Annotated in this window: 10 protein-coding genes; 7 read left to right on the forward strand and 3 right to left on the reverse strand. The window is 62.8% G+C overall.

Features of this window, described 5'->3' with window-relative positions:
- Positions 1 to 559: 559 nt before the first annotated feature.
- Positions 560 to 4018 carry an RNA-directed DNA polymerase gene (locus tag AB0N75_RS03625; RefSeq protein ID WP_364645980.1) on the forward strand — a complete coding sequence of 1153 codons (3459 nt, stop codon included), beginning with the start codon at positions 560 to 562 and terminating at the stop codon, positions 4016 to 4018.
- A gap of 65 nt (positions 4019 to 4083) precedes the next feature.
- On the opposite strand, the gene AB0N75_RS03630 is transcribed toward AB0N75_RS03625, so the two are convergent.
- Complete coding sequence (locus AB0N75_RS03630; RefSeq protein ID WP_364645234.1) at positions 4084 to 4980, reverse strand: Lrp/AsnC family transcriptional regulator; 897 nt, start codon at positions 4978 to 4980, stop codon at positions 4084 to 4086.
- 7 nt (positions 4981 to 4987) lie between these two features.
- Entirely contained in the window at positions 4988 to 5173 is a 186-nt protein-coding gene (locus AB0N75_RS03635; protein ID WP_364645237.1) for a hypothetical protein, read from the reverse strand.
- A gap of 24 nt (positions 5174 to 5197) precedes the next feature.
- Between AB0N75_RS03635 and AB0N75_RS03640 the strand changes: the two genes are divergently transcribed.
- The 4 genes from AB0N75_RS03640 (at position 5198) to AB0N75_RS03655 (ending at position 11743) form a co-directional block, all read left to right on the forward strand.
- Positions 5198 to 6580: an MFS transporter gene (locus AB0N75_RS03640; protein WP_364645240.1), complete on the forward strand. Its 1383-nt coding sequence runs from the start codon at positions 5198 to 5200 to the stop codon at positions 6578 to 6580.
- Positions 6580 to 8298, forward strand: coding sequence for an amidohydrolase (locus AB0N75_RS03645; RefSeq protein WP_364645243.1), 1719 nt, complete (start codon positions 6580 to 6582; stop codon positions 8296 to 8298). Before AB0N75_RS03640 ends, AB0N75_RS03645 begins: the two co-directional genes overlap by 1 nt.
- Complete coding sequence (locus AB0N75_RS03650; protein ID WP_364645246.1) at positions 8291 to 10000, forward strand: thiamine pyrophosphate-binding protein; 1710 nt, start codon at positions 8291 to 8293, stop codon at positions 9998 to 10000. The genes AB0N75_RS03645 and AB0N75_RS03650 overlap by 8 nt, the downstream gene beginning before the upstream one ends.
- A gap of 105 nt (positions 10001 to 10105) precedes the next feature.
- The gene (locus tag AB0N75_RS03655) at positions 10106 to 11743 is read left to right on the forward strand and encodes an amidohydrolase (RefSeq protein WP_364645249.1); all 1638 of its coding nucleotides are present in this window, start codon (positions 10106 to 10108) and stop codon (positions 11741 to 11743) included.
- Between the two features lie 784 nt (positions 11744 to 12527).
- Here the strand turns inward: AB0N75_RS03655 and AB0N75_RS03660 are convergent.
- The gene (locus AB0N75_RS03660) at positions 12528 to 12896 is read right to left on the reverse strand and encodes a PH domain-containing protein (protein WP_364645252.1); all 369 of its coding nucleotides are present in this window, start codon (positions 12894 to 12896) and stop codon (positions 12528 to 12530) included.
- Between the two features lie 171 nt (positions 12897 to 13067).
- On the opposite strand from AB0N75_RS03660, the gene AB0N75_RS03665 reads away from it, so the two are divergent.
- Together AB0N75_RS03665 and AB0N75_RS03670 are read left to right on the forward strand one after the other, a co-directional pair.
- On the forward strand, positions 13068 to 13241 hold the full coding sequence (locus AB0N75_RS03665; protein WP_364645255.1) for a hypothetical protein: 174 nt from the start codon (positions 13068 to 13070) through the stop codon (positions 13239 to 13241).
- Between the two features lie 421 nt (positions 13242 to 13662).
- Entirely contained in the window at positions 13663 to 13824 is a 162-nt protein-coding gene (locus AB0N75_RS03670) for a type II toxin-antitoxin system RelE/ParE family toxin (protein ID WP_364645257.1), read from the forward strand.
- Positions 13825 to 14039: the final 215 nt, after the last annotated feature.

Raw genomic sequence — 14039 nt, forward strand, 5'->3', positions numbered from 1 at the left:
AACAAGAGTGGCACACGCGACGATCCGGACCTTGAACTGGATCGCAGAAGAAGTCGGGGATGAGGGGACACTCGAGGCCGTCAGTTCACCAAGTCGCCGCTCCCACGATTCCAACGACTGAATTTTTAGACGGTATCGGGCGTGCTAGGTCTGATTCGTTCAGAAGCTGCGCGGGGAAGTAAGTTAGACACTAGAATATGAATCCCAGTACAGATAGGCTCACGCTTTCGTGCGAATTACAGAATCAAAGTACGCTAACCTGCTTGCGACTTCTGAGCTGCTTACAGACACAGCTGTGTTGGCTCAAGCATGGAAGAAGACCGACGCCTATATACGGACTCGAAATTGGTATGCAGATTTTCTCGAGCTAGAACAAACCGCTCTCACCCTTCCACGGCGATTAAGGGAGTGGAGCCAGGCGATCAAAGAGCACAAGTTTGCGACAGGCGGAGCAAGAATCGTGTGGGCCCCGAAGTCGGCAGTATGGAAGTTTGAGGAGGCAAAAATTTGGGGCCCCGATGCCGACGATGATACGGAGAAGCTTCGACCCTTGGCACACATGCAGGTGCGTGATCAGGTCGCCGCGACGGCAATAATGCTATGCACAGCAGATGCAGTCGAATCTCTTCAGGGAAGCACAAACCCGTCCGACTACGAGAACTATTATGCTCTCCGCCGTAACGTGGTTAGCTATGGGAATCGCTTATTTTGTCACTGGCAAGAATCTGAAGAAGGATTGTCGGCACGTCACCCTTGGGGCAGTGGTGCGCATTATTCCAAATACTTCCAGGATTACGTCCGATTCCTAGAGCGACCAAGTCGAGTTTGCAAAGACGAAGAACTAAGACTGAGTGGAGAGCGATTGCTCGTTATCAAGCTCGACCTCAAACAGTTCTTTGACAATATACACCAGGAACGAATCGTACCAGAACTAAGAAATGCCTATGAATCCGGCCGTCGTAAGGTAGGCGAGTCGGAACACTGCGATGAGGAATTCTGGCGTTCCGCAGCGGAAATTTTACGCTGGGACTGGGCAGAAGGGGATCGAGCAGAGACGGATGGAGGGGCCTTGGGGCTTCCTCAAGGACTTGTCGCCGGCGGCTTTCTGGCTAACGCTTACCTGCAATCATTTGACACCAAAATTGTCCAAGATATCTCGAGCGCACATGCTATCCAGGGTTTGGACAGCGTCCGCCTTATTGACTACTCACGATACGTAGACGATCTTCGGATGGTCGTGGCGGTGAAGAACCATGCCGAGGAAAGTGCCGAATGGCTAGATGGTGTTGCTTCATACGTCAATGGTCGATTGATCAGTATCTACGGCGATGATCAACTTCAGGTTAATGAAAAAAAGAGCGAAATTGTCGCCTGGGAAGATCTTGCACTGCAGGGTATGACTTCTCAGGTAATGAGCTCGATCAAGAACCAGGTGAGCTCCGCTCCAGATCCGATTACGCTGAAACAAGCGACGGGGACACTCGACCAATTGCTGAACGTCGCAGACTCCTTGGATGAATACAATCGCCCAAGTCGAAACGAACTGGCATTATCCCGTATAGCTGCGCCACATGCAGACGTCAAGAGTGATACGATCAAGCGCTTCGTCGCGAATTCCTTGAAGTCGGTCCTACGCCTCCGAAAGAGTATGGCAGATCCGAGGAGGACCACTTTAACGGACGAACTCGTAGTAAAAAGTGAAGCGGAAATGGTCGAACATGAGATTGAAGCGACCGCTCGGAAGTTGGTCGCCGTATGGTCACACAACCCCTCGCTTGTTTCAGTGTTGAGATCTGCGCTGGATTTATTTCCGAGTACCGATCTTCTGGACCCCATCCTTGATGCGCTGGTTCCGAAACTCAAGTGCGATGACCTGAATATCAGACGAGTGGCAGTTTATGTTGTCGCCGAGATATATAGGGCCGCCGCTGTCGAGACTGGGCTACGTGCAGTCCCAGATGCGGAACATGACAAAAGGGTAATAGCGTATCGAGCGGCACTGAGACCCAAAGCTGTCGAATGGATGCAGGATCCTGAGCATCCGTGGTATTTAAAGCAGCAGTTGGCGCTCTTTCTGGCTGTTATGGGTCACGCGGTATCGGTGCCAAATGATCCAGAACTTGCTGATTACCGATTGCTGCACCAATTGCTTCAGTCGGATATCCCGGCCCGGTTGCGGGTTAGTGAGTGTGTTCCTGCCGCACTTACGCTTCTTAACATGGGTGTGGATGCCGGTGAAGGGATCGAGTTGCTGGTGCGAATATTTGAAAGGATTCCAAGCAAAGATCTTGCTGAGGCTGTCGCGATAGTAGCTGCATTGCGATTTGATTATCTAAGGTCCCTTGTCCGGGTGATGAAGTCTAGGAATAGTGGCCTGTCAAAGGAGCTTGAGGGGCTCATTCCTAATGTTCAACACCTAAGTGAGCGCCACTCGCTTGGTTCTTGGCCGAAGGAGGAGGAGCTCCCCTTATTGGCTATCATTGAGCATCCGGAGAACCCGTTCCGGCACGAACATGCTTTACTCAAGCTAGGTATAAAGCTGTTAGACTCCGGCGAGTTTTCCGGGGGCGGCCGGCCGCCGAGGTTGAACGAGATTTTTGTTTCTTGCGCTAAATGGAGTGATCTCCATACACCGTCTGGTCAATTAATAACAAGCATCCGTCGTCTTCCTGATGAGGGCGGAGTACATTTTCCATCGGTCCCGGAATGGTGCATTGACGGAATGCAGTGGGCATACGAGGTTGGCCGAATTCTTCGCGCATCAGCCATTGGCAATATTGATTTCGCCTCGAGACATCATCACTTACCTGATGCCTATGAAGGGTCACTCCCTAAGCTGCGGAGCCTTCCTGCCGCTGTACATAAGAGGACCATCGGCTTGTCGCCTCTCTCGGGGGTCCGGCAGACAGACCCCATCCCAACGTCCGATTGGTTTTCGCACTTAACGATGCGCCTACTTCAGTGGCCTGGCTTAGAGCTATCGGAAAGAGGGCTCTTTTTTGACGTCCGAGCTCTTGAATCGCCCAAGAGGCTGAAGGCCGCGTTGGAAGAGCATCTGTTGAAGTTGGAGGAGATGTTTGCAGTCCGATCAAGAATTCCGATATACCCAGTTACCGCAGAGCTTGCAGAAGGTGCGAATCTTGCCAAGCTAAGAGTCGGCGTTGTTCAGACGTTGCTTCCGAGGGTCGAAGATATCACAAATACCGATCCCACCTACTGGACTGCGGAATTCCGTGCCCGTCACCGTGCCCATTTAACTACGATGAGTCGTTTGCTTTTGACAAAGCTTCGGGCACAATCAACAGAAGGCACGTTGGGCCGTCGTTCTGTTGGCCTTGATCTAATTGTATTTCCGGAATTGTCCGTTCACCCGGATGATCTGTGGATTCTTGAACGCATTTCAGACATCACAGGCGCGGCGATTTTTGCTGGACAAACGTTCGTTTCTCATGAGCACTTTGGTGTGCCGATTAATAGGGCGGTGTGGCTGCTGAGGAGGAGTTCAGGATCGCACGGCCGGGAGATTCACCGTGTGTATCAAGGTAAGAGGTATCCTACGGCCGGCGAAAAAGCTCTTGGTGTTCAGGGGCATCGTCCGTATCAGACGGTTGTAGAATTGGTTGAGCAAAACGGAGGAACTGGATATGTGACGGGTACTATCTGTTTTGATGCCACTGACCTCGATCTGGCCGCTGATCTGCGTCCAATCAGCGATATCTTGGTGGTTGCAGCTCTAAACAAAGATGTCCCGACATTCGACACCATGGTGCAGTCTTTGCAATATCATATGTATCAACCGGTTATTCTCGCAAACAGTGGCCAATTCGGAGGCTCTACTGCACAAGCTCCCTTTATGGAACACCATGCCCGCCTAATTTCTCATGTTCATGGAGGTGGTCAGGCTGCTATCAACCTCTTTGAAATTGACGCTCTCGCATTCCGGTCTGTGAAAATGCAGAACCCATCGCGTGCTAGGAAGACTGCTCCTGCCGGTTTTACTGGCCGCAACGGGGGGTAAAGGCCGTGAGTCATGTTCACCCATATTGTTGTAAGGCCTATAGGCCCTGTGAGTAATGGGAAGTACTACCAGACTCGCCTTGCGTAGTCTTCCTTTTCGACTTCGAGGTGGAGCCAGGAATCGGTGCGGCTGACGCCGGGGAGGCTGCGGATTTCTTCGAGTTGGGCGAGGAGGTCGCGGGGGGATTGGGCGGCGAGGGTGGTGATGGCGTCGAAGCGGCCGACGGTCTGGGCGACGAACTCCACGTGGGAGGAGTTTCGCAGGAGTTCGAGGACGGCGTCATTGTCGCCGGAGAGGTTCAGGCCGACGCCCATGGAGAGCTGCCGACCGCCGGCGCCGCGGGCTTCCACCGCGCTGATCCGGATGATCCGTGCTTCCAGCAGCCGCTGCACCCGGGAGCGCACGGTGGTGGGCGTGAGCCCCACTGCGGCAGCAAGGTCGCGGTAGCTGGTCCGGCCGTCCTGCTGCAGGATTTCGATCAGCTGGGTGTCCACGTGGTCGATAGTGACCTCGCCGGCATACTGCGAGATGAAGAAGCCCTTGACCAGGCGCGTGTAGACCAGCGTGTCGATGTAGGCGACGTCCGGGTGTTCGCGCAGCCGGGTGAGCACGGCGTGCAGTTCGTCATGTGTGGCCACGCGGATCTCGGCAATCAGGTCGTGGGTTCCGCCGATGGCAGAGACCAGCACCGCCTCCGGCCAGTCGGCCAGCAGCTTGGCAATATTGCGCACCGGCCCGGACGCCACGACCGAGACGTGCGCGATCACGTGCTGGCCGAGGAACGCCGGATCCACCGCGGCGACCACCCGGACCGTTTGGGAGTCCAGCAGCTCCCGCAGCCTGGCGGAAACCGTGGCCCGCGGCAGGCCGAGCTCGCGCGCCAGCTCCTGGTAGCTGGCCCGGCCTTCCTGCTGGAGGGCGCGGACGAGTTTTGTGTCGATCATTTCGATGGGGTCCGCCAAAGTTTCCTTAACCTCCCAAGTGAGCACCGCCGTCGTCAATTATCCAGTGATCCAGCCCACATGCAAGCGCTTCCGAATAATTCTGCGCGAGAACGTGTGCAGAACTGAATTCAACGGTGCGTAACGCAAAATTTCTGCTCTTGTCGGATTGTGATTTCGGCCCTACAGTCGCATAGATCACATCGGCAGTCATGCCCACACCTATAGGTGGAAGACCATGTCACACACGTCAGCAGCCCGGCCGCAGTTCAGCCATGCCCGGGCCCGCCGCGCCGGATTCGCGGCCTTCGTCGGCACCGCCATTGAGTGGTACGACTTCTACATCTACGCCACGGCCGCGGCCCTGGTCTTCGGCCCGCTCTTCTTCCCGGAGGCGGACCGGCTGGCCGGCATCGCCGCGGCCTTCGCCACCTACGCCGTCGGCTTCCTGGTCCGGCCGCTGGGCGGGATCATCTTCGGGCACATCGGCGATAAGTTTGGCCGGCGCCCGTCGCTGGTGATCACGCTGCTGGTGATGGGTTTGTCCACCGTGCTGGTGGGCGTGCTGCCCACCTACGAGAACATCGGCTCCTTCGCGGCGGTGCTGTTGGTGCTGCTGCGCGTGCTCCAGGGCCTGGCCGTGGGCGGCGAGTGGGGCGGCGCCGTGCTGATGGCGGTGGAGCATTCGCCGGAGAAGTACAAGACCTTCTACGGCGGGTTCGCGCAGCTGGGCAACCCGGCAGGCGCGCTGGGAGCCACGCTGATCTTCGGCATCCTGTCCGCACAGGGCGAGACGTTCCTGGTGGACGGCGGCTGGCGCATCCCGTTCCTGCTGTCCGTGGTGCTGATCGGCGTGGGTTTCTGGGTGCGCTACCGGGTGGAGGAATCCCCGGTCTTCGAGGACAAGGTTGCCGGCCAGGAGCAGTCCGTGCCGATCAAGTACGCGCTGGGCAAGAACTGGAAGCCTATCCTGATCGGCATCGGCCTGCTGCCCATCTCCACCGGCGGCTACTACCTGGCCACCACGTTCGCCACCGCCTACGGCACCGATCCGTCGGTGGGCCTGGACGAGACGCTGATCCTGAATGCCATGTCCGTGGCGGCGTTCTGCGAGCTGGTCACCTGCCTGGGCATCGCCTGGCTGGGCGACAAGTGGGGCCGCAAGCGCGTGATGGCCATCGGCCTGGTCGGCTCCGTGGTGTTTGTCATCCCGATGTTCCTGGTCATGTCCACAGGCCCGGCCTGGCTGATCTTCGTGGCCTTCGCCGTGGTCCGCGTGGCGATGAACTTCACCTACGCCCCGGTGGCCACCATCCTGTCCCAGCTGTTCCGGCCGCAGGCGCGCTACACCTCCATCTCGCTCTCCTACGGCCTGGCCGCCGCACTCTGGGCCGGCCTGTCCCCGCTGGCAGCCACGCTGCTGTGGGATGCGACAGGCACGGTGTGGTCGGTGATCGGGCTGTTCGCCGCGATGGGCGCGCTGGGCATCGTCTGCCTGGCGATTGCGCCGCAGCACGTTGACGACGACGTTGCTTACGGCGAGCAGGACGCCGCCGGTTCTGCGGGTGCCGCCGGTGCCGCCGGCGTCGAAGGTATGTGGATGAAGGAGAGCTTTAAGTAATGCGCAAGCTGAAGACGTTCGACGACGGCGCTGATTTCCAGCCGCTGCTGGTTACCGCCGGAACCATCCACACGCTGGATCCGTCCGGAAAGGGCGCGACGGCGATGCTGGTCGCCGCCGGGCGGGTGGCCGCCGTCGGCACCGAGGCCGAATGCCGCCAGGCCGCCGCCGGGCTGGGACTGCGCGAGCCGGAGGTCCGGAACCTGGGCGACGCCACCGTGGTGCCCGGGTTCATCGACCCGCACGCGCACCCGCTGATGTACGGGCAGATGAAGACCTGGGTGGACTGCGGGCCGGACCAGGCAGGCAGCATCCCGGAGATCGTGGCGCTGCTGCGCGCGGCCGCGGAGACCGCGCCGGCCGGGCAGCCGGTGCGCGGCTACGGCTACGAGCACCGCAACCTGGCCGAGGGCCGGCACCCCACCCGGCAGGAGCTGGACCAGGTGGCCGCGGACCGCGAGGTCTATCTGATGAACGCCTCCGGCCACGGCGGCGTGGTCAACAGCTATACGCTGGAGCTCAACGGCATCACCCGGGACACCCTGAATCCGGCCGGCGGCGAGTTCTTCCGCGACGCCGACGGCGAGCTGACCGGCGAGTTGTCCGACGCGGCGTGCAACATCCTCACCGGCCTCGGCGGCGTGAAGGTGGGCCACCACGGCCCCAACTTCCACCTGGCCGATGCTCCGGACGAGCACCTGCGCCAGCTGGCCGCGGCGCAGCAGGACTTCCTGGCCGGCGGCGTGACCACGGTGGGCGACGCCCAGGTCTCCCGCCGCGAGTTCGACATGTACCTGCGGCTGGCCGATTCCTACCAGCTGAAGATCCGCTACAGCATGTACTTCCTCTCACACCTGCTGGAGGAGGGACTGGAGATCGGCATGACCGGGGCGTTCGGCAACGCACACCTGAGCTTTGCCGGCTTCAAGTTCTACGCCGACGGCACGCTGGGCGGCTGGACCGCCTACTTCCCGGACGGCTACGTGGGTGACCCGTGCCGCACCGGCCAGCTGTACCACGACCCGGCCGACTACGCGGCGCTGATCCTGAAGGCGCACGCCGCCGGGCTGCAGACCGCCACGCACGCGCAGTCGCCCACCGCGTTGGAGATGGTGATCTCCGCGATCGAAGCCGCGCAGCGGGAGTTCCCGGACTCGGACGCCCGGCACCGGATCGAGCACTGCGGCCTGCCCACGCCGGAGCAGATCCGCCGGATGGCCGACGCCGGCATTTTCCCGGTGAACCAGCCGCAGCACTACTACAACTGGGGCGAAGGCGTGACCGCTGCCGTCGGAACCCCGGGCGAGCGGTTCAATCCGCTGGGCGAGTTCATCAACGCCGGGGTCCCGGTGACCCTGAGCTCGGATGCACCGGTGGCCGAACCGCGCCCGCTGGAAGCGATCCAGGCCGCGGTGACCCGGGTGACCCGTCGCGGGCATCAGCTGGGATCGGACGCGCTGCGGATCACTGCCGCCCAGGCCCTGGAGGCGCATACGCTGAACGGCGCCCGTGCGCTGGGCCGCGAGGACGACCTCGGCTCGTTGGCGGTGGGCAAGCGCGCCGACTTCGCCGTGCTCTCTGCCGACCCGCTGGTGGTGGCGCCGGAGACCATCGCGCAGATCCAGGTGCTGCAGACCTGGGTGGGCGGCAAGCCGGCGTTCGAAGCCGAGCCCAACCGAACCAGCGAGCCGGCGCTCGCCGGAGGCGGCCATGTCTGAGCAGACCGCGCAGCGGGTGCAACAGGAAGTCCAACTGCCGGAGGGCGTGGTGGCCGACAACGTGGGCCTGAGCGTGTTGACGCTGCTGCGCAACTACGGGATCGATGCCGTGTTCGGCATCCCTGGCACCCACAACCTGGAGTTCTACCGGCACTTGGCGCCGCTGGGCATCCGCGCGGTCACCAGCCGGCATGAACAAGGTGCCGGGTACGGCGCCGACGGCTGGTCACAGCAGACCGGGCTGCCCGGCGTCGTGATCACCACCTCCGGGCCTGGCCTGCTCAACGCGCTCTCCGCCGCCGGCACCGCCTACTGCGAGTCGCGGCCGCTGATCATCCTGTCCCCGGGCGTGCCCGAGGGCGAGGAGTTCGCGGACGTCGGCGCATTGCATGAAACCAAGGACGCGGTCGGGGCCGCCGGCGCGATCGTGGAGTGGTCGCGCCGCGTGCACTCCGGGACCGAGGCCGCGCAGGCCATCCACGAGGCATTCGAGCTGTTCCGCTACGGGCGGCCGCGGCCGGTGCACATCGAGGTGCCGCTCAACGTGCTCGAGGGTCCAAGCGACTGCCCGGCCGAGCTGCTGGAGGCGACGCCGCGGCGCGAACCGGTGGGCGCCTCCGCGCAGGCCATCCGGCACGCGGCCCAGCTGCTGGCCGAGTCGCGCCGGCCGGTGCTTTTGGCGGGCGGCGGTTCGCTGCGCGCCGGCCAGCACCTGCTGCAGCTGGCCGAAGCCCTGGACACACCCGTGCTGACCACACTTAACGGCAAGGGCGCCGTCCCCGAATCGCACCCGCTCTCGCTGGGCTCGGACATCCGGTTGCCCGCCGCGCAGCAGCTCTGCGAGGAGGCCGACGTGCTGCTGCTCATCGGCTCCAAGGTGGGCGAGGCCGAACTCTGGTTTAACCAGCTGCACCCAAGCGGCACGGTGATCCGGGTGGACATCCTGCCCGGCCAGATGGCGAAGAACGTTGTTGCCGACGTTCCGCTCGTCGGTGACAGCGCCGCCGTCGTGCCCCAACTGCTCACAGCACTGCAGGATGAGCATTCGGTAGTCCACCAAGCGAGCGCCAGCGAGCGCGTGGAGACCCGAGCGCGTCGAGACCGCGGCGCCGATCGCGTCGCGCGGCTGCGCCCGGTGCTGCGCGACGCCGCGCGAGAACTGGCCCCGCCGCTGGCCGCGCTGGCCGAACAGGTGGCCTCCGTGCTGCCGGCAAACGCGGTGCTCGGCGGCGACTCCTCGCAGGTGACGTACTTCGGTACCGCCAGCTTTGTGCCGCAGGACCGGCCGCACTCGTTCCTGTACACCCCCGCCTACGCCACGCTGGGCTACGGCCTGCCCGCGTCCATCGGCGCCAAGGTGGCCGCGCCGGACCGGCCGGTGGTCTGCGTGCTCGGCGACGGCGCGCTGATGTTCGCCGTCCAAGAGCTGGCCACCGCGGTGGAGCAGCGGCTGGATCTGGTGGTGGTCTGCGCGGACAACGGCGGCTACGGCGAGATCCGGCAGAACGAGCTGGACCGCGGGATCGCGCCAGTGGGCGTGGACCTGGTCCAGCCCGACTGGGCCGCTCTGGCCACCGCCTTCGGCGGCCACGGCGAACGGATTACCTCTTCCGAGGACTTTGCGCCCGCACTCGCGGCCGCCATCGACTCCGGGGGAGTGCGACTGCTGCACGTCCCCACCGAATTATTCGTAGCTGCCTGACACCTCCCCGTGCCACGACGGCGGTGCCGGACATTCCCCAGCCGAGCACCGCCGTCGTACTTTCCTCTGCACCTTATTAACAGCACCACTCGAAAGGACCAACCCGTGAGCACCACCCAGGAAGCCCCCGCCACCGTCCCCGCAGGCCTCGCCGCCGAAGCCAAGGCCACCGCGCGGGAGTGGATCGACGCCAACATGGACAGGCTGTCCGAATGGCACCGGCACATCTGGGAGCTGGCCGAGCCAGCCTGGCGCGAATACCGTTCGGCTGCCTGGTACGTGGAGCGGCTGCGCGCTGAGGGCTTCGAGGTGGAAGAGGGCAGCGGCGGCATGCCCACCGCATTCAAGGCCGAGTGCACTCAGGGCAGCGGCGGGCCTGTGCTGCTGACCTACGCCGAGTACGACGCGGTGCCAGGCAACTGCCAGGCCGCCTCCACCGAGGAAACCCCGCGCGACGGGCTGAGCGCCTTCGCCCCCGGGCACACCGACCCGCACTCGGCGCTGGGCATCTCCACGCTGGCCGGCCTGCTCGGCACCAAGCACGCCATGGAGGTCCACGGCATCGCCGGCACCCTGCGCTACACCGGCGAACCGGCTGAGAAGGTGCAGGGCTCCAAGGTGGTGCACGGGCTGCGCGGCTACTACGACGGCGTGGACGCGATTGTCAGCTTCCACCCCTTTTACATGCTGCCGTTGTGCAACACCGCCCGTTGGGACACCCAGTGCGGCTCCTACTACTCCAAGGTCTACTCGTTCATTTGCGACGAGCCGGAGACCTGGCAGCTCTCGGCCAACCCCAACTCGCCGATCCCGGCGTCGCACTCCGCCGCCCGCGCGCCGGGCGCGAACGTGGCGCTGATGCAGATGTACACCAGCTCGCGGGTGATGCAGGACGCCATGCTGCCCAGCTTCGGCGGCTGGAGCCTCTCGGACGCGATCCTCGGCTCCGGGCAGGCGACCGCGGACAACCTGCCGGCGCGGATTGCGCAGATCCAGTACTCCTGGCGCTGCCCCACGCTGGAGATGGCCGAGCACGTGCTGGCCGTGCTGGACCGCAACGCCGAGCACGCCGCCGCGATGGCGCACTGCCGGGTGGAGACCACCTGGGTGGCCCGCAACCGCCCCGGCATCACCAACCACGTGCTGGCGCAGGCGCTGTACAACAATCTTGAGGAAGTCGGCGCTCCCTCTTACAACGACGACGCCGTAGCCGCCGCGCAGCAAATCCAGTCCGGACTCGGGATCGAGCCGATGGACAAGCCGTTCCTGGACGAGTGCGAATCGCTGATCTCCCCGCAGGACGCCGAAACCGCTTTGCGCGAGCACCTGGCCCCGTGGCAGAAGAACTGGACGAGCGACGACTACGTGGAGATGACGCACTACGCCCCCACCGTCCGGTTCTACATCTCCCGGCCCGCGCTCAAGCCCGCTCCCGGCAAGGGCGCCTACCCCGGCTGGGTGATGAACGCCCTCGGCGGCATCCCCGCCGCCATCGACCCGACCATCGAAGTGGCCGGCAAAACCATCGCCGGCACCTTCGTGGACATGCTGACCTCACCGGAGCTGTTGGCGTCGGCAGCCGAGGAGTTCAAGCAGCGAAAGGCGGACGACCCCACCGAAGCCCTGCTCCCCGCTGACTTCATGCCGCCCACCGGCCTCGCCTGGCCCGACTACTCCCCGGCCGAAGGCACCGGCTTCGGTGCCGGAGCGGGCGAGAGGACCTGGCACCCGCAAGCGCTGTAGCAGTTTGACTTGCCGCACAACATGGGGGCGCGATCATCCGCATAACTCGGCTGCTTTATGCATAAGTTATGCGCTTTCCCAAGCAGTTCCCCTGCCATGACATAAATATGCATAACTTATGAGTCGTCGGGGCTACTAGCAAGGTCCTGAGCAGGTCGTGAGAGAGCCTGGAAGCAGCCTCATGTGAAAAGTGCGTCTCGGATGCTTCTGCATCTTTGCCGACGCTGCGCGGTTAAGCGACAGCCCCGCCGTCGTACTCCAACCACATAAGGCGCGACCCATTCGAAATCCCCCTGCCCTGGACAGCAGGTACATCACAGATAAAGTCAGGTTCGGCGCCCGAAGGATGAGAAAGGGCATGACGCGTCGACGGGACGGGCCTGCGCTTGAAGGCGTAACCCCGGCGATATGGCGAACCAGTGATCGTTCCGGGGTCTTCGATAGCAACTATAGGAAAGCGTGTGCACGAGGGCAAGTTCGGGTCCGAGCCGCAACATGAACAGACGAAGAGGCGCACTTCGAGGCTGCCACTTGAGACTTACTTGGCCAAAGCAGAGGGCCTACTGGCCTTTTTTGCAGAGCCCGGACTTGCCTGTTAGCAGAATCCTGCCAGCTAGGGGAGGTTGGACGGGGCCCGTAGGTGACAGCGCCGCCGTCGTACTGCGCATTGCCGAGGGCAGGGATGACACTGTGAGGCCGCCGCGATGCGGTCGGAATGCAACTGTGCGCACCGCGGTGGACCTACCACCGGCCGTCCGTCTCGGGATCATCCTTCAGTGTGCGCTCAGGCTTGAAGCATGTTCCAGAGAATCAGGTCATGCGCGTGCCTGGCTTTCTCATCGCCCCGGAAGTCGGCCTGCTGGACGCCGCCTCCGGTATTGATGGCGATTGAAGAAGTCGAGGCGAACTTTCCGAGCATGGACTTGTTGGAGACCATGGAGACGGAGCGGATGTTCTTGTAGGGCACGGAAGTGATGGCCATCTTGCCCCCGACGAAGCTCTTGTCCTGGATGACCACACGCTTGTCGGTAATGCCGACGAAACCGGTGCCAACGCCAATGCAGTCGTAGACGGCATAGACAATTTCGCCCTGTAGGAGTCCTGCCTGAATCAGGGCGAGCTGCTCCGGGCGATCGTGGACGATCTGGTTCACGGTGGTCCTTTCGCGAGACATGGCGGAGGGCGCGGGATATAGCATCGCCGTCCGCTGGTGACTATCGGCCGGGGCAAGACGGCGGAAAGGGCGCGCGCATACCTTTCTTGCCCCCTTAGGCGTCGGCAGGGCACCTGTATTCCCGATCGCGCTCAAGGCCGGGGGTTTGGCTTGAACCTGACGCAGCGGCCTACTGCTTCATGCTCGGGGAAACCGGCCACCGAGACCGGCGAGGACTTCGAGAACTGGCGCGACAACCGCGCCCCGCGCGACCACAGCGCACAGGCCCCGGTGGCCAGCGGCATGGACCTGCTGGAGTTCGAAGTCGTCGAACTCGCTGGCTGATTTGCGGCTCCCGCGGCCGCTGTGCCCAGGGCCGTCGCCGAACCCGGCGCGGTGCCGGATGGCGACCGGACCGCCGTCGTAGTTCCGAAGCTGAACGGCACTTGGGCGAGGCAGTTGCGATGGCAAAGGCCGGGGGTGAGGAAGCAGCTGGCGAACTGGCCGTCCCGTGGCAGTTGTTTACCGTTTTATCGAGCGGTGGCCTTCGGGCAACGGGACCTTCTCGACTCCGTCGAGCGCACCTTCCATGGTTTCCTTCCAGACCGGCGGCGCGCATGTATCCCACGTCCCAATATCTGGAACGCGGGATTCACACGTGGGCTTCGGACGGCTACTGGTCCACCGGCAGCAGCAAGCCCTTGACATCCGGATCGGTGCGGAGGAAGTCCTGCACGGCCGGGTCCTTTAAGGCCCTGATCAGGTTTTGCATCCGCAACGTGTAGGCAAGGCCTTGGAGCGGGATCTTGCAGGTTTCCACTCGGCTAGGCGCGGGCCCTACCGCATTCTGTACTCCATTGATGAGGAACACAGCAGCGTCAGCATCCCGCGGATCGACCACCGTGCCGATGTGTACCGGCCCAGATAGTCCCGAACGCGTCGATGAATGGCAGAGAAAGGCGCGAGGAGGATCATGGGCTTGGTGCTCGCCTTCTGCCGCTTGGTCATGGCTGTGTTCTTCGCCTTGATCGGTTGCGGCGGCATGGCAGCTCGGCGCTCCTCAATACAACGACGACGCCGTGGCCCGGCACCCGAAAACGGCCTGGAAGGGACATGCAGGGCACAGCGGGTCCGATGGCGAAG

Source organism: Arthrobacter sp. NPDC089319, from assembly GCF_040684925.1.
Classification (GTDB): Bacteria; Actinomycetota; Actinomycetes; order Actinomycetales; family Micrococcaceae; genus Crystallibacter.

Coding starts and splice junctions, on each gene's coding strand:
- AB0N75_RS03625 (WP_364645980.1), top strand. CDS start 560: ATGCAGGTGCGTGATCAGGTCGCCGCGACGGCAATAATGCTATGCACA.
- AB0N75_RS03635 (WP_364645237.1), bottom strand. CDS start 5,173: ATGACTGCCGATGTGATCTATGCGACTGTAGGGCCGAAATCACAATCC.
- AB0N75_RS03640 (WP_364645240.1), top strand. CDS start 5,198: ATGTCACACACGTCAGCAGCCCGGCCGCAGTTCAGCCATGCCCGGGCC.
- AB0N75_RS03645 (WP_364645243.1), top strand. CDS start 6,580: ATGCGCAAGCTGAAGACGTTCGACGACGGCGCTGATTTCCAGCCGCTG.
- AB0N75_RS03650 (WP_364645246.1), top strand. CDS start 8,291: ATGTCTGAGCAGACCGCGCAGCGGGTGCAACAGGAAGTCCAACTGCCG.